This window comes from Agromyces sp. NPDC058126 (assembly GCF_042884595.1).
Classification (GTDB): domain Bacteria; phylum Actinomycetota; class Actinomycetes; order Actinomycetales; family Microbacteriaceae; genus Agromyces.
The window spans coordinates 292,213-309,821 of record NZ_JBHVTS010000005.1 but is presented as its reverse complement, the minus strand read 5'-3'; the positions used below and the strand labels follow the sequence as shown (position 1 = coordinate 309,821).

Genomic DNA, 17,609 nt, shown 5'->3' with positions numbered 1-17,609 from the left:
GATCGGGACGAGCGGTTCGCTCAGAGCCCGAGGAACCCGACCACGAGATAGCCGACGAGGCTCAGCGCCGCCGCGATGCCCGCGTACGGCAGGATCGCCGTCATCAGGTTGAGCGGCTTGATGCCGATCGAGCGCGACGCGAGGATGATGCCGTCGCCGTAGAGGCACGTGGTCGACCCGAGCGCGGCGCCCGAGAACACGGCGGCGCCGGCGATGATCGGGTTCACGTCCATCGCGAGCGCGAGCGGGATCACGATGGGGGTGATCACGGCGGCGAGGTCCCAGAACGAGCCGGTCGCATAGGCGTAGACACCGCAGACGAGGAACACCATGGCGGGCAGGAGCGCCCCGATCATGACGGGCTCGGTCGACTCGATCACGAAGTCGGCGAGCTTCAGGTCGATGTTCATGTGCTGCACCATGAACGCGAGCGCGGTGAGCACGATGACGAAGAGCATGCTGCCGACGCCGTCGAACGCGGCCTCGAAGACGGCCTTCACCTTGAGGCGCCGCTGCACCGTGTACATGACGATCGCGACGAGGAGCGCCGCGACGGTGCCCTTCAGCACGTCGACCTCAGTGAGGATCGTGACGGCGATCATGACCGCGATCGGCACGAGGAAGTTCCACGGGCGGGGCTTCGTGAGCTCGGGGGCGCGGGTCGCTACGGCGGCGGGGGCGGGTGCGGCTTCGACGGTCGGAGCAGCGACAGCGCGCGCTCCCCCGTCGCCGGCGACGGCGAACTCGCCCACCTCGGCGTCGACGGGCAGGGCGCCCTCGGCGGCGCGCTCCTCGGCGGTCGTGCCGAGCGGGAACACGTCGCCGCTCGCCTCGGCGCGCGCGAGGTCCTTCTTCAGCACGCCGAGCTTCGGGAAGACGCCGAACGCGACGAGGGCCGCGATCACGAGCGCGATCCAGCCGAAGAAGATGTACGGGATCGACTCCAGGTAGGCGCCGAAGCCCGAGCCGTTGGCCGTCACGCCCTGCGCCTCGAGGAGGCCCGCGAAGAACAGCGCCCACGTCGAGAACGGCACGATGACGGCGATGGGCGCCGCGGTGAGCTTCATGATGGTGCCGAGCTCGGTGCGGGGCACCTTGTAGTTGTCGGTGACGGCCTTCATCGAGGTGCCGACGGTGAGCACGTTGAGGTAGTCGTCGACGAACAGCACGATCGCGAGCAGGAAGCTCAGCACGGTCGACTTGCGCCGCGAGTTCACGAAGCGCTCGGCCCACGCGGCGAACTCGCGCACGGCGCCCGAGCGCTCGAAGAGCGTGATCAGGATGCCGAAGAGCACGACGACGAGCATGAGCCACTGCAGCGTCTCGTCGGCCATGGCCGAGCCGAAGTAGCCGATCCAGGAGTCGAAGAAGCCCCAGCCGCCGAGCAGCACGGCACCGACGAGGGTGCCGCAGAGCATGGCGAAGAGGGTGCGTCGGGTGAGCACCGCGACGACGAGGATGATGACGACGGGGAGGAGCGCGAGCGCGCCGACGTCTTGCATGGTTGCCTCTGATTCGAAAGGGGGTCAGGCGGCGGATGCCGCGGTCAGGGGTCGCCGTCGACGATCGTCGTCAGCACGGGGAGGTCGAGCAGTTCGTCCGCGCCGACGGCGAGCGGGCTGTCGGCCCACACGACGAGGTCGGCGCGGCACCCCGGCGCGATGACGCCGAGGTCGCGGTCGCCCTGGGCGAGCGCCGCCCACACGGTGTAGCCCTGTAGGGCCTCGTACGGCGTGAGCACCTGGTCGGGCTCGAACACCGGGGCATCCGGGTTGCCGGGTTCGCGGCGGAGCCGCGCCCAGGCGAGGCCGATGCGCGCGTCGGTCTGCGCCACGGGCCAGTCGGAGCCGAGCGCGACGGGCGCGCCGGCGTCGATCATGTCGCGCACGCGCCAGCCGAGCGCGGCGCGTTCGGGGCCGAGCCGCTCGGCCCAGAAGTCGGAGCCGTCGGCCTTGCGCCACTGCATGTGCAGCGGTTGCACCGAGGCCGTGATGCCGGTCTGCGCGAGGCGGGCGAGGTCGCGGTCGGCGAGCAGTTCGAGGTGCTCGATGCGGTGCGGCGCACCCTGCGCAGACTGCACGCCGGCCTTGAGGTAGGCGTCGATCGTCGTGCCGATGGCCCGGTCGCCGATCGCGTGCGTCGCGATCTGGAACCCGGCCTCGCTGTAGCGGGCGACGACGCGCTCGAACTCGTCGGGGTCGGCCCAGAACGAGTGCAGGCCCTCGCCGTGGGTGTCGGGCTCGTAGAGCCAGCCGGTGCCGGTGTCGATGACGCCGTCGTTGAAGAGCTTCACGAGCCCGCCGCGCCAGCGGCGCCCGCGGCGGTCGCGCTGGGCGAGGTAGCGCTGGGTGCGCTCCTCGTCGTAGCCGGGGTTGTGCGCCATCGCCGAGACGATCCGCACGGGCAGCAGCCCTGCGGCTTCGGGGTCGTCGGATGCCTCGCCGTCGAGCTCGTCGAGCAGGTCGAGCGTGCCGGGGTTGCCGTCCATGATGCAGCCGCCCGTGATGCCCGAGGCGGTGAGGGTGCCGAGGATGTCGCGCACGCGCTCGAGCGTCTCCTCGCGGGTGTACTCGGGCGCGGTGCGCAGCACGATGTCGAAGGCCGAGTCCTCGCGCAGGGCACCGGTCGGCCGGCCTGCGTCGTCGACCACGATCTCGGAGGTGTCGCCGAAGCTGCGCGGCCCGGTGATGCCGGCCCGGCGCAGGGCCTCGGTGTTCGCGAGCGCCGTGTGCCCGTCGAAGAACATGAGGAAGGCGGGCGCGCCGGCGGTGGCGGCGTCGATCGCGGCGGCGGTCATGGGCAGCGCGGTGAACACGTCGTAGTCGATGTTCCAGCCGCGCACCCAGCCGCCGGCGGCGCCGCCCTGCACGCGACGGGTCTCGTCGCGGAGCATCTCGAGGAAGCGCTCGGGGTCGCGCACTCCCCCGAAGTCGACGCCGACGGCGAGCTCGATGCCCTGGATCGGGTGCATGTGGGCGTCGATGAGCCCGGGGGTCACGGAGGCTCCGTGGAGGTCCTCGACGACGGTGCGCGGGCCGCGGAACTCGGCGAGGGTGGCGGCGTCGCCCACCGCGAGGATGCGTCCGGCGCGGATGGCGATCGCCTCGGCGACGGGCTGGCGGGGGTTCATGGTGATCACCCGGGCACCCACGAGAATGGTGTCGGCGAAGCTGCGCTGCATGTTGCTCGTTTCCGCGCCGTCGCCCTCGTTAGCCGGCTGCGCAATTTAACGTGATTAAATTCGGGCACACGTTACTCCGCAGTCGCCGCGCGACCAAATCGACCCCGACCGCGATCCCCGACCCCGATCTCGACCACCGAAGGAGCCAGGTGAGCCCGACCCCCGCGAAGCGCACCGCCGGCCGCCCGCGCACCCCCGTGCTGAGCGCCGAGCAGATCGTCGACGCCGCGTTCGCGCTCGCGAAGACGGCCGGCCCCGAGGGGTTCACGATGGCCGCCCTCGCCCGCTCGCTGTCGGTGCACCCGCCGGCGCTGTATCACTACTTCCGCGGCAAGGCCGATGTCGTGCGCGCGATGCGCGGACGCGTCGCCGAGATGCTCGACGTCACCGGCTTCGACGACCCCGCCACCCGGCTCGACGACGCCGTGCTGCGCTGGGCCCACTCGTACCGCACCGCGTTCGCCGCACATCCCGCCGGCATCGCCCTGCTCGCGACGACGGCGATCGACGGCCAGGAGCGCTCGGTGCTGAACTACGAGTCGATCACGCGGCGACTGCTCGCCGAGGGCTGGCCGTCGAGCGGCGTCGTCGACGCGATCGTCGCGCTCGAGTCGTTCATCATCGGCTCGGCGCTCGATGCGCTGGCGCCGGCCGACATCATGTCACCGGGCTCGGCCGCGGGCGTCGCGCCCGAGTTCAGCCGCGCCGAGGCGCGGCGCAGCGTGCGGGCCGCGGCACGCGGCATCCGGCTGACCGACCGCTCGTTCGAGATCGGGCTGCTCGCCCTGCTCGCCGGGCTGCCCGCGTCGCTCGCGGCGGCCGACGAGGCCGAGCGGAGCTGACTCCAGGGCACCCCCTCTCCCGGCTCCCGGCTCGCTAGGCCTGCTCGCGGGTGGAGGCGATGGCGTCGTCGATCGCCGCGTCGTCGTAGCCCGCGGCCTGTAGCGCGCTGCGGAGCTCGGCTTCGTCGGCCTCGGCGAGGTGCTCGCCGCGTCGCTCGCGCGAGGCCCGGAGCACGCGGTCGAGGTTGAAGCTGACGAACTCCGTGGCCGGCTGGGTGAAGTCCACTGACGTCTCCTTCGTGACCGTCGCCTGCGGGGCGGACACCCAGCGGCGTTGGCCCAGATCGTGGCAGCAGAACCCGGGAGCCGGCTGTGACCGGTCAGCCGGCGTCGCTCAGTCTTCCTTGCGCTTGCGCCACTTGATGCCGGCGGCGATGAGGCCGTCGAGGTCGCCGTCGAACACGATCGCCGGGTTGCCGACCTCGTAACCGGTGCGGAGATCCTTCACGAGCTGCTGGCCGTAGAGGAAGTACGAGCGCATCTGGTCGCCCCAGCTCGCGGTGATGGTGCCCGCGAGCTCCTTCTTCTGGGCCGCCTCCTCTTCGCGCTTCTGCAGCAGGAGTCGGGTCTGGAGGACCCGCATCGCCGCGGCGCGGTTCTGGATCTGCGACTTCTCGTTCTGCATGGACACGACGAGGCCGGTCGGGATGTGCGTGATGCGCACGGCGGAGTCGGTCGTGTTGACCGACTGGCCGCCGGGGCCCGAGGAGCGGAAGACGTCGACGCGGATGTCGTTCTCGGGGATCTCGACCTCCTTCGCCTCCTCCATGATCGGGATGACCTCGACCGCGGCGAAGCTCGTCTGGCGCTTGTCGGCGCCGCCGAAGGGGCTGATGCGCGCGAGGCGGTGGGTGCCGGCCTCGACCGAGAGCGTGCCGTAGATGTACGGGGCGTCGATCTCGAACGTGGCCGACTTGATGCCGGCGCCCTCGGCGTAGGAGGTGTCGAGCACCTTCACCGGGTAGTTGTGGCGCTCGGCCCAGCGCAGGTACATGCGCATGAGCATCTCGGCGAAGTCGGTGGCGTCGTCGCCGCCCGCGCCCGAGCGGATCGTGACGACGGCGCCGCGCTCGTCGTACTCGCCGTCGAGCAGCGTCTGCACCTCGAGGTCGCCGACCGTCTTCTGCAGGGCCGCGAGCTCGGCGCGGGCCTCGTTCGCGCTGTCCTCGTCCTCCATCTCGAGGGCGAGCTCGACGAGCACGTCGAGGTCGTCGAGGCGCTGCTCGACGTCGGTGATCTTCTTGAGCTCGGCCTGGCGGTGGCTGAGCGCGCTCGTCACCTTCTGCGCGTTGGCGGTGTCGTCCCATAGGTCGGGGGCACCGGCCTCTTCGGAGAGGCGGGCGATGTCGGCTTCGAGGGCATCGACGTCGACGACGGCGCGGATGTCGTTGAAGGTGGCGCGGAGTGCGGAGATCTCGGGCGCAAGGTCAAGTTCGAGCATGGCGCCCTCCAGCCTAGTTGCACGGCGGTCGGTCGAGTAGCGCGGACGCCTCCTGCCGGTCGAGTAGCGAAGCGTATCGAGACCAGCACCCGGGTGTAGCGTCGGGGTGATGACCACCGTCACGCCTCCGTTCTCGTGGCGCGGCATCATCCTCCCGGCCTACCTGCCGACGCTGCTGTTCTCGCTCGGCGAGGGCGCCATCATCCCCGTCATCCCGGTCGTCGCGACCGAGCGCGGCGCCTCGCTCGCCCTCGCGGGCCTCATCGCGGCGATGCTCATGGTCGGCGAGCTCGCGGGCGACCTGCCCGCCGGATGGCTCGTGGCCCGCATCGGCGAGCGCAACGCCATGATCGGGGCGGCCCTGCTCGCCGTGACCGGGGTGCTCGTCGCGCTCGCCTCTCCCACCAACTGGGCGCTCGGCATCGGCGTGTTCCTGCTCGGGCTCGCGACGGCGGTGTTCGGACTCGCCCGGCACGCGTTCCTCACGAGCTACGTACCCGAGCGAGTGCGTGCTCGCGCCCTGTCGACGCTCGCGGGCGTGTTCCGTGCGGGCTGGGCGATCGGCCCGTTCGTCGCGGCCGGCATCATCGCGTTCGCGGGCTCCTCCGAGCCCGTCTTCTGGGTGCTCGTCGCGAGCTGCTTCGCGGTCGTCGTCGTGCTCGTGCTCCTGCCCGACCCCGAGCGGGTGTTCGGGGCGGCGCGGCTCGCGCGCGAGGCATCCGCGCGTGACGCCGGTGACGGTACCGAGGTGACCACGGCCGGTCGGGCCGCGGCGGATGCCTCGTCGCACGGCGTGTTCCGCGCGATCGTCGTGCACCGGGCGGTGCTCGCGCGCATCGGTACCGGGGTTGGGCTGCTCGCGGCGATCCGGGCGAGCCGCACGATGATCCTGCCGCTGTGGGCGGTGTCGATCGGCGTGCCGCCCGAGCAGGCGGCGCTCGTGATCGGCGTCTCGGCGACGATCGACTTCGCGCTGTTCTACGTGAGCGGCCAGGTGATGGACCGCTTCGGGCGGCTCTGGAGCGCCATCCCCGGCATCGTCGGGCTCGCGGTCGGGCACCTCGTGCTCGCCGTCACGCACGACATGCCGGCCGCCGTGGCCTGGTTCACCGCCGTCGCGGTGCTGTTCGGCGTCGCGAACGGGCTGTCGAGCGGAGTCATCCTGACGCTCGGCGCCGACCTCGCGCCGAAAGCGAATCCCGCGCCGTTCCTCGGGGCGTACCGCACGATCGGCGACGCCGGGCAGGCCGTCGCGCCGCTCGTCGTCGCGGGGGTGACCTCGCTCGTGTCGATCATGGCGGCGGCCGCAACCATGGGCGTCGTCGGCCTCATCGGCGCCGCGATGCTGCTGCGCTGGGTGCCGCGCTACGTGCCGCGCCGTCGGCGCTGAGGCGCTGCGTCGTATCCAGTGCCGGGTCAGCCCGCTTCGGAGTCGGTGTCCGAGTCCTCTTCGGCCTGGAGCGTTGCGAGCACGCTCAGCAGCAGGAAGCCGAGGCCGCCGACCGCGATGAGGCCGACCAACCAATTCGCGGAGCCGGCGACGGGCCCGAGCCCGTGGAACTGCACGCCGATGACGCTGAGCACGAGTCCGACGAGGGAGCCGGCCACGATCGTGAACGTGACCAGCCGAAACCAGCGTCGGCGCCGGATGCTCAGGTCGATCGAACGCTGCTCGAGCACCACGGTGATGAGCACGAGCGGGTAGACCGCGCTGAGTACCGCGCACGTGGCTTCGGTCATGTGCGCGAGCCTAGCGCCGGCGAGCGCACCGAGGTGCGTTCGTCGGCGCCGGCCTGCGATCAGCGCCCGGTGACCTTCTCGAGCTGCATGACGAGGATGACCCGGTCGGCACGGTCGTCGGGCGACTCGGTCTCGGGGTCGCCGTAGCGCTGCCCGAGTCGCACGTAGAAGTCGCCGTCGGGGTCGGGGATGACCTCGCTGAGCGTGCCGCGCACCTCGACGTACTTGTGGGCGTTGTCGGGGTCGGTCATGGCGAGGGTCATCGACGGGTTCTGCTGCAGGTTGCGGAACTTCGCACGCTTCGTCGTGTGCGTGAAGCGGATGGTCTGCGAGTCGGCGTCGAACTCGAACCACATCGGGTTGATCTGCACCTCGCCGTTCGGGCGGGTGGTGCCGAGGAAGGCGAACACGGGCGCGTGGAGGATGCGGGTGAAGTGGTCGTTGATCTCGATCGTCATGCTTCAAGTCAATCAGCCCCGGGCGTCGGGCATTCCCGCCCCCACTTCGATCTCGAATCGGGGCACCTCAGTGGAACACCGAGCGCGCCGTCGCGGTCACCTCGATCGGCACCTCGACGGGGATGAACTCGGTGTCGATCGGAGCGTTCCACACCGCCCGCAAGGTGACCGTCGCCGTGCGGCCATCGGGCGACTCGGCGGCGACGAGCTCGAGCCCGTCGAGTTCGTGCACCGCGTCACCGAGGTAGGCCGTCGCAGCGCGGTACGCCTCGCCGTCGTCGAGCACGAGGGCGAATTCGCCGTCGTCGAGACGCACGTCGTCGAGGGCCCATGCCTCAGCCGCGGCGAGCGCGGCCCCGTCGGCGAGGGTGAAGAGGCGCTTGCGGTCGAGGTAGAGGGAGGTGGCCGAGGCGACGACGAGGATGAGCGCGAGGCCGAGCACGCAGAAGAAGATCGTGAGCAGCATCGTCGATCCTGACTCGTCGCCCACGCGGCGCGTGCGTGCGGCGATCCGGCTCATCACGGCTCGACCGCCGCGAAGCGCGACACCGTCTGGGTGGCGCTCGCCTCGAGCGGCACGCTGCCGACCCGGTCGAGCGAGAGCACGTCGGGCACGAGCGGAAGGCCGACGCTCGCCTGCACCGACACCCGGATGCGGCTGCCCGGTACGTCGCAGTCGGCGGCCTGGCAGTCGATGATGACGGATGCCTCGCCGGCATCCACCCCGTAGTCGACGAGTGCGACCCTCACCGCACGCTCGACGGCCGATTCGGCCGACGCCCGGTCACCCGCCTGCACGGCGACGCGCGCCCCCTGCCGGGCCGCCCCCTCGACCGCGAGCGCACCACCCTGGATCGATGCGAGCGCGAGCACCAGGTAGACGAGCGGCACGAGCAGGAGCATCCCGACGGTGAGGAACTCGAGCGAGGCGGAACCGCGCTCGTTCCCTCCACCTGGATCGAGTCGTGCGGGGCACGGCTCAGTCGAGATGTTCGACGGCGGCATGGCCGGTCACCTCCAGGCCGTGATCGACGCCGAGCAGCCCGATGACCGGCATCGTCGCCCGCACCGTCACCGCGATCACCGGCACCCCGTTGACACTCGCTCGATCGGCCGTGACGTCTCGCGCGTAGTCGGCCGAGATGGCCGCGCTGATCAGCTCACGGGTGCGCTCGACGCCGTCGGCGTCGTCGGCACCGGCGAGCGCGGCGTACCTGGCACCCTCGGCGGCCGCGTCGAGCACCGTGTTTCGCACGTGCAGCGCGAGCGCTAGCTGCACCACCGCGAGCGCGAGCGCGGTGAGCAGCACACCGACGAGGGTGAACTCGGCGACGGCCGAACCGCGCTCCTCGCTCAGGAGCCGACGCACTGCTGGCGGAGACGACGGAAGTCTCAGGCCCCGAGTACCCGCTGAATCGCCTGGTTGAAGACGTCGCTCAACGCGGGGCCGGCGAGCCCCCAGATGAGGATCACCAGCCCTGCGGTCATGAGGGTGATCAGCACCCACCCGGGCACGTCTCCGCGTTCGTCGCGGAGCCGGCGTCGGATGGCGAGGAGTGACGTTCGCATCGAGATTCCTTTCATCGCCGGGCATCAGAAGCCCGTCTGCAGTACGAGGTAGCCGGGGAACAGCGCGAACGCGATCGTCACCGGGAGGATGAGGAAGATGAGGGGCACGAGCATCGCGATCTCCTTGCGACCGGCGAGCTCGATGATCGTGCGCTTCGCCGCCTCGCGCGCATCGCCGGCCTGCGAACGCAGCACGGCGGCGAGCGGCGCTCCCCGCTCGAGCGCGCCGAGCACCTGGTCGAGGGCACGCGAGAGCCCGGCATGGTCGACACCGTCGCGGAGTTCGGCCAGGGCCGTCGCGAGCGGCACCCCGGCGCCGACGCTCGCCACCACGTTCGCGAACTCGCGCGGAAGCTCGCCGTTGCCCGCCGCGCCGACCCGACGCAGCGCGTCGAGCATGCCTTCGCCGGCGGTCAGGCTCAGGGTGAGGAACTCGAGCACCGTCGGGAGCTCCTCCGAGATGCGAGCGAGGCGGCGACGGGCACTCCGCTGGAGAAGCCAGTCACGTGCGACCGCACCGAGGGCGGCCCCGATGAACGGGGCGGCGACGCGCACGATCGTCGGCATGCCGCCGAATCCCGGTGCGACGAGGGCGAGCGCCGCTCCCAGCGCGAAGCCGACCGCGGCGCACGCCAGCTGCTCGCCCCTGAATCGCTCGACACTCTTCGGGGATCCGGCCTGCCGAAGGCGCTTCACGACGATCTCGTTGCCGCCGAGCCACGATGACATCACGCCGCGGAGCCACCGCAGAGCGGGCGCCACGACGACGCCGAGCACGGGGCTCGGGTCGGCCGGCCGCTTGGCGAGGAGTGCGCGGGCCTCGGGCGACAGGTCGGCGATGTACGGGGCGACCCGCTCGGCCAGGCGGGGCCGGCCGATGCGCGGCACCGCCGAGACCATGAGCCAGAGTCCCAGTCCGGCGAGGACGCCGAACACGAGGCTCAGTGCCGTCGCGTTCAGGTGAACCATCGGCGCTCCTCGGGCAGCCGGCCGAGTGCGATCATGCTGCGGTAGGCGATGAGGGTGACCCCGAGCCCGACGAGGATGAGCACGGCGCCCGCCGGCGAGTCGTAGGCCGCGATCGCCTCGTGCCGCGAGGCGAGCACCACGAGCAGCAGCCACGGTGCGGCGACGCCGAGCCTCGCGGCGTTGCGGATCCACGACTGCCGGGCGACGACCTCGGCGCGGAGCGCCGCGTCCTCGCGAAGGTACCCCGCCAGGCCTCGGAGCACCGCCGTCACGTCGCTGCCCCCGACCTCGCGCGCCATGCGCAACGTCTCGATGATCCGGTCGGCGACCGGATCGGCGAGTTCGGACTTCAGACCGTCGAGGCACGCCGAGAAGTTGCCAGTGCGGCGGAACTCGCGTTCGAACGACGAGAAGGCTGCCCGCGTGGGAGCCGGGCCGAGCTCGGCGAGTGCGCCGACGCTCTCGGGCAGGGACATCCCGGCGCGGACCGAGGCGACCAGGTGATCGACGACATCGGGCCACACTGCGCGGTTGGCCGCGCGACGCCGCGCGGCGCGGCCGCGCACGACGAACGGCACCAGCAGCGCACCGAGCACCGCGCCGGTGACAGTGAGGAACGGGATCGCGAACACGGCGTGCACGAGTGCCCCGCCCACCGCGGAGAGCATCAGGCTGACGGTCGCGACCACGGCCACCGGAACGCTGCCGAGGCCCGCGAGCGCAAGCTCGCCGTGCAGCCGCTGGAACGCCGATGAGGTGGGGCGCTGCTCGCCGCGGCGTGGCCACAGCAGCGGCGCGGCGACGAGCAGCAGGCCGAGACCGAGGGCCGCACCCAGCACGAGGCTCATCGCGGGTCTCCGAGGACGTGCCCGGGGTCGAAGCCGCGCGCGTGGAACTTCTCCAGTCGCGCCGGTCGCAGCCCTGTCGCCACGAGCGAGCCGTCGCGGGTGGTGAAGATCGCCTCGGCCTCGACCTCCGCTCCGGAGCATCCACCCGTCGGAGCGAGGATCTCGGCGACGCGGCGACGGCCGTCGCGATCGATCGCGAGGTGCACGACGAGGTCGATGCAGCTCGCGACCGTCGGCACGACGAACGCGGAGTCGATGTTGCGTCCGGCGAGCAGTGGCAGCGTCGAGAGCTTCACGAGGGCGTCGCGAGCCGAGTTGGCGTGGATCGTGCACATGCCCGGAAGCCCCGAGTTGAGCGCGATGAGGAGGTCGAGGCTCTCGGCTTCGCGTACCTCGCCGACGATGAGCCGGTCGGGGCGCATGCGCAGTGCCTCTTTGATGAGGCGGCGGAGCGTGATCTCGCCGCTGCCCTCGAGATTCGGCTGCCGGCACTGCAGCGAGACGAGGTCGCGGACGTCGAGATCGAGCTCGAAGGTCTCCTCGACCGTGACGACTCGGTCGCCGATGCGCGCGCTCGACATGAGTGCGTTCAGCATGGTCGTCTTGCCGGTATGCGTCGCGCCCGACACGAGGATGTTGGCGCCCGCGAGGACCGACATGCGGAGGAACTCGGCGGCCTGCAGCGTGAGCGAGTCGAGTTCGACGAGCGATTGGAGCGATCGGATGCGCCGCTGGAACTTGCGCACGTTGACGGCCCAGTGCGTACGCGCCACATCGGGGATCGCGACATGCAGCCGTGACCCGTCGGGCAGCGAGGCGTCGACGAACGGCGAGCTGAGATCGACCCGGCGCCCGGTGTGGGCGAGCATGCGTTCGACGAGTTCGCGCACCTCGCGATCGGAGAGCACCACGGTCGTGAGCTCGGCGACGCCGCCGCGGGCGATGAACACCCGCGTGGGCCCGTTGATCCAGATCTCCTCGACCTCGTCATCGTCGAAGAAGGGTTGCAGCGGGCCGTACCCGGTGAGCGAGGCGACGACCTCGCGGGCGGTGCCGTGCTCGTCGCCGAGCCCGGCGTGCGCCCCGCCGAGCGCGCGTTCGCTGTATCGGCGCACCTCGTCGTGGGCGTAGCGGGCGGCGAGCTCGTCGTCGCCCGCGAGGTCGACCCCGTCGCGCAGCACACGCGTGCGCACCCGCTCGGCGATGGTGCGGACGGCGTCGGACATGGCACCCATCATGCGGTGAGGCGGGTGACCCGCTCCGAAGTTATCCACAACGAGGCATCCATTCGCTTGTTCACATTGGGTACTTGATCTGTTACAGTACCCAACATGATCCAAGATTCAGCGGCATCCGGCGACGCCTTCGCGGCCGACCTGCTGCGCGGGCACACCGACACGATCGTGCTCGGCGTGCTGCGCGAGCACGACAGCTACGGCTTCGAGATCTACAAGCACATCCGCGATGCGACGGGCGGGGGCTACGAGATCAAAGAGGCCACCCTCTACGCCAGCTACCGCAGGCTCGTGCGCGACGGCCTCGCCGAGGCGTACTGGGGCGACGAGTCGCAGGGCGGCCGCCGCAAGTACTACCGCATCACCGACGCGGGCCGCGCCGCCTTCCGCCAGAACGTGGCGAGCTGGGTGGCCACCCGCACCATCATCGACTCACTGCTCGGCAGCCAACCGGCGCCGGCGAACACGAAAGGCTCCCTGCGATGAGCGACAACCGCAGCCCCCGCACCTCGACCGAGGTGCACCGTCTCCTCGACGAGGCCTTCGCGGGCATCGACCCCACCCCCGAGGCGCAAGACCTGAAGGAGGAGATCCGCGACAACCTGCTCTCGCGGGTCGCCGAGCTCGAGGTCGCCGGCGCCTCCCCCGCCGAGGCGGCCCGCCGCGCCGTCGACGAGCTGGGCGACGTGCGCGAGCTCGTCGCGGCGGCGACGGGCGACGTGGATGCCTCGGCGCCGGCCTCGTCCCCGCGCGGCACCCGCCCCGGGGCATCCGCCGCCGAACTCGCCGAACGCAACCGGGTGCGCCCGAAGCCCGCCTTCGTGGTGCGCACCGTGGTGCTCGCCATCGTCGCGGCCGCCGCCCTCGTCGCACTCGTGCTCGGGCTCACGCCCGTGCTGCCGCTCGCCACCGGCGCGCTCATCGCGATCGCCGCGGTGCTCGGCCTCGCGATCGGCGTGATCACGGGCGACGCGCTCCACCAGGAGACGACGACGAACTACCCGCTGCCGGTCGGCCGTGCACTGCTCTTCGGCACCGCGACGGGCCTGCTCGTCGCCGGCCTCGGCTTCGCCGCCGTCGTCGCGGTGCGGCTCGACCTCGTCTGGCTCGTGCTCGCCGCGGTGCTCGTGATCGTCGCGATCGCCGTGCTCAGCGCGCTCGGCGCCACCCAGACCAACCGGCACAAGCCCTGGGTGGTCGCCATGCAGCGCGATGCCGCCCGGGCGGGCAACCGCTTCGAGGAGGACCCGGCCGCCGCCGCCCGCTTCGGCATCTACTCGGCCGTGATCTGGCTCACCGCCTTCGCGCTCGTGCCGGTGCTCGGTTTCACGGTCGGCTGGTGGTGGGCGCCGCTGCCGGTCGTCGGCGCCTTCATCGCGATGATGCTCGTGCTCGCGCGCATGCTCTTCGGCCACGAGTCGTCGCGCTCCTCGAACTGAGTGACGCGACACGCGCAGGGCGCCCCTCCGCAGCAACCGTGGAGGGGCGCCGTGCGCGTTGCTAGGCTCGGCACACCCGACCCGCCCGCACCTCGGAGAACGATGACCGCAGAGCCGCGATCGACCCCGTCGACGCCAGAGCCCGCGCCGGCGCCCGCCGCCGTCGACGCGACCGCCGCACGCGCCGGCGACCAGTCCGCCGGCCGCAACGCCGCGGTCGCCACCGCCCTCGCCTCCCGCGACCTCGTCGTCGACCTCGCGAGGGTCGCGTGCATCCTGCTCGTCGTCGTCATCCACCTGCTCATGATCGGGGTCGGCTACGCCCCCGACGGCTCGCTCGTCGTCTCCCGCCCGCTCGAGGCGCAGCCGTGGTTCGCCGCGGCCACCTGGTTCGGGCAGATCATGCCCCTCTTCTTCGCCGTCGGCGGGTTCACCGCCCTCGCCGCATGGCGCAGCCTCACCCGGCGCGGCGGCGACGCGACCGCGTTCGTGCGCGGACGGGTGCTGCGCCTCGCCGGGCCCGCGCTGCCGCTCTTCGTCTTCTTCTCGGTCGTGCTCGGCGTCGCGACGCTCATCGGCGTCGACCCTGCACTCCTCGACACCATCGCAACCGGCACGGGGTCGCCGCTGTGGTTCCTCGCGGCCTTCCTCATCGCGCAGTGCGCGGTGCCGTGGATGTCGCAGCTGCACGAGCGGGCTCCGCGCATGACGCTCGTGGTGCTCGCCGCCGGCGCCGTCGTCGTCGATGTGCTGCGCATCACCTCGGGCATCGCCGAGATCGGTCTCGCGAACCTCTTCTTCATCTGGCTCTTCGTGCAGCAGCTCGGCTTCTGGTACTCCGACGGATGGTTCCGCCGACGCCGCCCCGCTGTGCTCGTCGGGCTCGCCGCCGCGGCGTACCTCGTGATCTGGCCGCTCGTCGCGCTGGGGTGGTACTCCCCCGACATGCTCGTGAACCTCAACCCGCCGACGGTGCCGCTCATGCTGCTCGGCATCGCGCAGATCAGCCTGATGAGCGCCCTGCACCGCCCGCTCAGCGCGCTCATGCGTCGCCGACCCGCACAGGCGGTCGTGCACCTCGTCGGCAGCCGCGCGATGACCGTCTACCTCTGGCACCTGCCGGTGATCATCATCGTCGAAGGGCTCTCGCTCCTCATTCCAGGTGCGGCACCCGAGCCCGGCAGCGCCGGATGGTGGGCGAGCCGGCCCCTCGCGCTCATCGTCGTGCTCGGCATCGTGTTCGCGATCGCGCCGCTCCTCGTGCGCTTCGAACGGCTGCCGACCGCGATCCCCGAGGGGTTCCGCGCGCCGTCGCCGATCGCCACGGCGGCCGCGGCCGTGCTCGCGATCGTGCCGCCGTTCCTCGTGATGCAGTGGTTCCTCGACCTGCCGATCGCGCTCATCGGCACCGCATCGCTCGTCGTGGTGCTGCTGCTGCTCCGACCGCGGCGCGCGGCGCTGCGCGCATAGACTGTTCGGGCACTCGCGGGAGTGGTGAAATCGGCAGACACGCAGGATTTAGGTTCCTGTGCCTTCGGGCGTGAGGGTTCAAGTCCCTCCTTCCGCACGAAGTAGTGGCCCCGACCTCCCCGGAAACTCAGGGAGGTCGGGGCCCCTCCTCGGCATTCTGGACGAGCTCCCCCACACGAAGTCGGGGAGGAGTCAAGGGGTGGGCCGGCCCCACGCCCCGTGGGTATGTTGATGAGATGTCCTCACTGACCGAGCAGCTGGCGCCCGCGCTCGACATCGACGCCCGGCTCACCGAAATCGAGCGCCGCGTGAACCTGCTCGTCAATGTCACGCCGGTCAACGCGGCGGAGGCGTGGACGGACTTCGAACGCAGCGAGTTCGGCACCGCCCCCACGCTTCGGCTTCGTCCGCTGGATTTCGACCCCGACCTTGCGCAGCGTGAACTGTACGACCTCGAGGTCGAGAAGGTCGACGACCCGGCCCTGCACACGCTCTTCCGGGCGAAGCGGGACGAGATCTCCCGGCAGATCACCGCGTTGGAGGACCGAGACACGTCGCGGTTCCTGTACGGGTCGCTCCAGCTCTACGGAACGGTGAACCCGCCGCTGGCCGCGGCCGCCGAGGAGCTGCTCGAGACCATCCCCCCGCAGGCGCCGAGCACCCAGACCGTCACGGCCGGGGCATTCGCCGACGCGGCCCGTGCGGAGTTCGAGCGCTACCGCGCCGTGTACCCGGAGTTCCCGGTCCGCGTCGAGGTACGCGACGACATCTCCGAGCTGATGGTGTCGTTCGGCCGCCTGCTCATCCCCGAGTCCGCCGCCTTCCGCGCCGACCGCGTCGAGCCTTTGCTGCACCACGAGGTCGGCACCCACGTGGTCACCTACCAGAACGGCGCCCGGCAGCCGCTGACGCTGTTGACCATCGGCCTGCCCGGCTACGACGAGACCCAGGAGGGCCTCGCCGTGCTCGCCGAGTACCTGACCGGCGGGCTGGACCCTCGGCGGCTGCGCGTGCTCGCGGCGCGAGTGGTCGCCGTCGGCGAGATGCTCGCCGGCGCCGGCTTCGTGGACATCTTCGAGTCGCTGCGCACCGACCACCGCATACCGGCACGGACCGCGTGGTCCATCGCCATCCGGGTCGTCGTCGGGGGCGGATCGGTCAAGGACGCGATCTACCTGCGCGGGATCACACGCATCCTCGACGCTCTCGCCGAGGGCAGCCGCCTCGAGGCCCTGCTCGTCGGCAAGCTCGCGCTGGACCACATCTCCCTCGTGCAGGACCTGCTCGACCGCGAGGTGCTCCACGCCCCGTGGGTTCGGCCGCGCTGGCTGGATGTGCCCGGCGCACAAGAACGACTGGAGCGGCTGCGGGAAGGCGCGAAGGTCACCGACCTCTACGAGGGAGGCATCGCAGCATGAGGATCGCATTCCTCGTCAACGACGTCGACACCGAGGTGGACGAGTACACGACCACCCGACTCGCTCGGGCCGCCGCCAGGGCCGGGCACGAGACCTGGTACATCGGCGTCGGCGACGTCGAGCTCGGCAGCAACGACGGGCTGTTCGCGGCCACGGCTCGCACCGCGACATGGAAGAGCGACGACACCCTCGCGAGCTTCATGGAGCGGATCAAGGCACGCGACGCCGAGCGGATCGTCGTGGACGAGCTGGATGCACTCGTCCTGCGCAACGAGTCGATCGACGATCTGCAGGAGCGCCCCTGGGCCAGCCCGATGGGCGTGGTGTTCGGGCAGATGATCGCGGAGCGAGGCGTGACGGTGGTCAACGACCCGAACACCCTCCATCGAGCGACCAGCAAGCTCTACCTGGAGGAGTTCCCCGAGAAGATCCGGCCACGGTCGCTGGTGACACGAGATCCGGAGGCGATCGAGCGGTTCGTCGACGAGGTCGGCCATTGCGTCGTCAAACCGCTGTACGGGGCCAAGGGCCGCAACGTCTTCATGATCGACGGCCCGGGAGAGACCAACCTCGCACAGATGACGGAGGCGGTATTCCAGGACGGCTACGCCATCATCCAGGAGTTCATCGACGGAGCGAAAGACGGCGATGCCCGGATCTTCCTGTTGGAGGGCCGCATCCTCGAGCGCGACGGCAGGCCGGCCGCATTCCGACGCGTGCCCTCCGGCAACGACCCGCGCGCCAACATCAGCACCGGCGGTCGGTCGGTGCCCCTGGAGGTCGGTGCGGCCGAGCTCGGCATCGTCGAGGCGATGGGCGACAAGCTCGTCGCCGACGGCATGTTCCTCGTGGGCATCGACGTGATCGGCAGCCAGGTGGTGGAGATCAACGCGGAGAGTCCCGGCGGGTTCCAGAGCATCGAGCGGCTCTACGACATCGACATCGCCGAGACCGTCATCGAAGCCCTGGAGCGCCGCGCGAGCCCGGGGTCCTGAGCCG

Annotated in this window: 20 protein-coding genes and 1 tRNA gene; 8 read left to right on the top strand and 13 right to left on the bottom strand. The window is 71.1% G+C overall.

Annotation, left to right across the window (positions count from 1 at the left end; genetic code table 11):
• Positions 1-20 precede the first annotated feature (20 nt).
• On the bottom strand, positions 21-1,502 hold the full coding sequence (locus ACFVTR_RS16375; RefSeq protein ID WP_387039006.1) for a Na+/H+ antiporter NhaC family protein: 1,482 nt from the start codon (positions 1,500-1,502) through the stop codon (positions 21-23).
• Positions 1,503-1,546: 44 nt separating this feature from the next.
• Positions 1,547-3,181, bottom strand: coding sequence for an amidohydrolase (locus tag ACFVTR_RS16370; protein ID WP_387039003.1), 1,635 nt, complete (start codon positions 3,179-3,181; stop codon positions 1,547-1,549).
• A gap of 149 nt (positions 3,182-3,330) precedes the next feature.
• Here ACFVTR_RS16370 and ACFVTR_RS16365 point away from each other — a divergent pair, with 149 nt between their 5' ends.
• On the top strand, positions 3,331-4,023 hold the full coding sequence (locus ACFVTR_RS16365) for a TetR/AcrR family transcriptional regulator (protein ID WP_387039001.1): 693 nt from the start codon (positions 3,331-3,333) through the stop codon (positions 4,021-4,023).
• Positions 4,024-4,057: 34 nt separating this feature from the next.
• Here ACFVTR_RS16365 and ACFVTR_RS16360 read toward each other — a convergent pair whose 3' ends face one another.
• The gene (locus ACFVTR_RS16360) at positions 4,058-4,249 is read right to left on the bottom strand and encodes a hypothetical protein (RefSeq protein ID WP_387039000.1); all 192 of its coding nucleotides are present in this window, start codon (positions 4,247-4,249) and stop codon (positions 4,058-4,060) included.
• Positions 4,250-4,357: 108 nt separating this feature from the next.
• Complete coding sequence (gene prfB, locus ACFVTR_RS16355; RefSeq protein ID WP_376947646.1) at positions 4,358-5,464, bottom strand: peptide chain release factor 2; 1,107 nt, start codon at positions 5,462-5,464, stop codon at positions 4,358-4,360.
• 109 nt (positions 5,465-5,573) lie between these two features.
• Here prfB and ACFVTR_RS16350 point away from each other — a divergent pair, with 109 nt between their 5' ends.
• On the top strand, positions 5,574-6,854 hold the full coding sequence (locus ACFVTR_RS16350) for an MFS transporter (RefSeq protein ID WP_387038998.1): 1,281 nt from the start codon (positions 5,574-5,576) through the stop codon (positions 6,852-6,854).
• Positions 6,855-6,880: 26 nt separating this feature from the next.
• Here the strand turns inward: ACFVTR_RS16350 and ACFVTR_RS16345 are convergent, their stop codons facing one another.
• The 9 genes from ACFVTR_RS16345 to ACFVTR_RS16305 form a co-directional block, all read right to left on the bottom strand.
• Positions 6,881-7,204, bottom strand: a complete 324-nt coding sequence (locus ACFVTR_RS16345) for a hypothetical protein (RefSeq protein WP_387038996.1) — start codon at positions 7,202-7,204, stop codon at positions 6,881-6,883.
• Positions 7,205-7,263: 59 nt separating this feature from the next.
• Complete coding sequence (locus ACFVTR_RS16340) at positions 7,264-7,662, bottom strand: PPOX class F420-dependent oxidoreductase (RefSeq protein WP_387038994.1); 399 nt, start codon at positions 7,660-7,662, stop codon at positions 7,264-7,266.
• A gap of 67 nt (positions 7,663-7,729) precedes the next feature.
• Positions 7,730-8,128, bottom strand: a complete 399-nt coding sequence (locus ACFVTR_RS16335; protein ID WP_387038991.1) for a pilus assembly protein TadG-related protein — start codon at positions 8,126-8,128, stop codon at positions 7,730-7,732.
• Positions 8,129-8,181: 53 nt separating this feature from the next.
• Entirely contained in the window at positions 8,182-8,667 is a 486-nt protein-coding gene (locus ACFVTR_RS16330) for a hypothetical protein (RefSeq protein ID WP_387038989.1), read from the bottom strand.
• Positions 8,642-9,031 (bottom strand): TadE/TadG family type IV pilus assembly protein, encoded by a 390-nt coding sequence (locus ACFVTR_RS16325; RefSeq protein ID WP_387038987.1) that lies wholly within the window; start codon positions 9,029-9,031, stop codon positions 8,642-8,644. The genes ACFVTR_RS16330 and ACFVTR_RS16325 overlap by 26 nt, the downstream gene beginning before the upstream one ends.
• A gap of 23 nt (positions 9,032-9,054) precedes the next feature.
• The gene (locus tag ACFVTR_RS16320) at positions 9,055-9,231 is read right to left on the bottom strand and encodes a hypothetical protein (protein ID WP_376947632.1); all 177 of its coding nucleotides are present in this window, start codon (positions 9,229-9,231) and stop codon (positions 9,055-9,057) included.
• Between the two features lie 24 nt (positions 9,232-9,255).
• Positions 9,256-10,200 carry a type II secretion system F family protein gene (locus tag ACFVTR_RS16315; protein ID WP_387038985.1) on the bottom strand — a complete coding sequence of 315 codons (945 nt, stop codon included), beginning with the start codon at positions 10,198-10,200 and terminating at the stop codon, positions 9,256-9,258.
• Positions 10,188-11,048: a type II secretion system F family protein gene (locus ACFVTR_RS16310; RefSeq protein ID WP_387038982.1), complete on the bottom strand. Its 861-nt coding sequence runs from the start codon at positions 11,046-11,048 to the stop codon at positions 10,188-10,190. The genes ACFVTR_RS16315 and ACFVTR_RS16310 overlap by 13 nt, the downstream gene beginning before the upstream one ends.
• Entirely contained in the window at positions 11,045-12,274 is a 1,230-nt protein-coding gene (locus tag ACFVTR_RS16305; RefSeq protein WP_387038981.1) for a CpaF family protein, read from the bottom strand. Before ACFVTR_RS16305 ends, ACFVTR_RS16310 begins: the two co-directional genes overlap by 4 nt.
• Before the next feature lie 105 nt (positions 12,275-12,379).
• Between ACFVTR_RS16305 and ACFVTR_RS16300 the strand changes: the two genes are divergently transcribed.
• From ACFVTR_RS16300 to ACFVTR_RS16275, 6 genes are all read left to right on the top strand, one after another.
• Positions 12,380-12,769 (top strand): PadR family transcriptional regulator, encoded by a 390-nt coding sequence (locus tag ACFVTR_RS16300; RefSeq protein ID WP_157424851.1) that lies wholly within the window; start codon positions 12,380-12,382, stop codon positions 12,767-12,769.
• A complete protein-coding gene (locus ACFVTR_RS16295; RefSeq protein WP_387038978.1) occupies positions 12,766-13,722 on the top strand; it encodes a permease prefix domain 1-containing protein in 957 nt (318 codons plus the stop codon). Before ACFVTR_RS16300 ends, ACFVTR_RS16295 begins: the two co-directional genes overlap by 4 nt.
• A gap of 102 nt (positions 13,723-13,824) precedes the next feature.
• Entirely contained in the window at positions 13,825-15,192 is a 1,368-nt protein-coding gene (locus ACFVTR_RS16290) for an acyltransferase (RefSeq protein ID WP_387038976.1), read from the top strand.
• 15 nt (positions 15,193-15,207) lie between these two features.
• A tRNA-Leu gene (locus ACFVTR_RS16285) sits at positions 15,208-15,289 on the top strand.
• Between the two features lie 139 nt (positions 15,290-15,428).
• Positions 15,429-16,610 carry a flavohemoglobin expression-modulating QEGLA motif protein gene (locus tag ACFVTR_RS16280; RefSeq protein ID WP_387038975.1) on the top strand — a complete coding sequence of 394 codons (1,182 nt, stop codon included), beginning with the start codon at positions 15,429-15,431 and terminating at the stop codon, positions 16,608-16,610.
• A 35-nt stretch (positions 16,611-16,645) separates the two neighbouring features.
• Positions 16,646-17,605, top strand: a complete 960-nt coding sequence (locus ACFVTR_RS16275; protein ID WP_387038972.1) for a glutathione synthase — start codon at positions 16,646-16,648, stop codon at positions 17,603-17,605.
• Positions 17,606-17,609: the final 4 nt, after the last annotated feature.

Bases quoted from the DNA above. Each gene is read 5' to 3' on its own strand.
- ACFVTR_RS16375 (WP_387039006.1), bottom strand. From the start codon at position 1,502: ATGCAAGACGTCGGCGCGCTCGCGCTCCTCCCCGTCGTCATCATCCTC.
- ACFVTR_RS16370 (WP_387039003.1), bottom strand. From the start codon at position 3,181: ATGCAGCGCAGCTTCGCCGACACCATTCTCGTGGGTGCCCGGGTGATC.
- prfB (WP_376947646.1), bottom strand. From the start codon at position 5,464: ATGCTCGAACTTGACCTTGCGCCCGAGATCTCCGCACTCCGCGCCACC.
- ACFVTR_RS16350 (WP_387038998.1), top strand. From the start codon at position 5,574: ATGACCACCGTCACGCCTCCGTTCTCGTGGCGCGGCATCATCCTCCCG.
- ACFVTR_RS16345 (WP_387038996.1), bottom strand. From the start codon at position 7,204: ATGACCGAAGCCACGTGCGCGGTACTCAGCGCGGTCTACCCGCTCGTG.
- ACFVTR_RS16340 (WP_387038994.1), bottom strand. From the start codon at position 7,662: ATGACGATCGAGATCAACGACCACTTCACCCGCATCCTCCACGCGCCC.
- ACFVTR_RS16335 (WP_387038991.1), bottom strand. From the start codon at position 8,128: ATGCTGCTCACGATCTTCTTCTGCGTGCTCGGCCTCGCGCTCATCCTC.
- ACFVTR_RS16330 (WP_387038989.1), bottom strand. From the start codon at position 8,667: ATGCCGCCGTCGAACATCTCGACTGAGCCGTGCCCCGCACGACTCGAT.
- ACFVTR_RS16320 (WP_376947632.1), bottom strand. From the start codon at position 9,231: ATGCGAACGTCACTCCTCGCCATCCGACGCCGGCTCCGCGACGAACGC.
- ACFVTR_RS16315 (WP_387038985.1), bottom strand. From the start codon at position 10,200: ATGGTTCACCTGAACGCGACGGCACTGAGCCTCGTGTTCGGCGTCCTC.
- ACFVTR_RS16310 (WP_387038982.1), bottom strand. From the start codon at position 11,048: ATGAGCCTCGTGCTGGGTGCGGCCCTCGGTCTCGGCCTGCTGCTCGTC.
- ACFVTR_RS16305 (WP_387038981.1), bottom strand. From the start codon at position 12,274: ATGTCCGACGCCGTCCGCACCATCGCCGAGCGGGTGCGCACGCGTGTG.
- ACFVTR_RS16300 (WP_157424851.1), top strand. From the start codon at position 12,380: ATGATCCAAGATTCAGCGGCATCCGGCGACGCCTTCGCGGCCGACCTG.
- ACFVTR_RS16295 (WP_387038978.1), top strand. From the start codon at position 12,766: ATGAGCGACAACCGCAGCCCCCGCACCTCGACCGAGGTGCACCGTCTC.
- ACFVTR_RS16290 (WP_387038976.1), top strand. From the start codon at position 13,825: ATGACCGCAGAGCCGCGATCGACCCCGTCGACGCCAGAGCCCGCGCCG.
- ACFVTR_RS16280 (WP_387038975.1), top strand. From the start codon at position 15,429: ATGTCCTCACTGACCGAGCAGCTGGCGCCCGCGCTCGACATCGACGCC.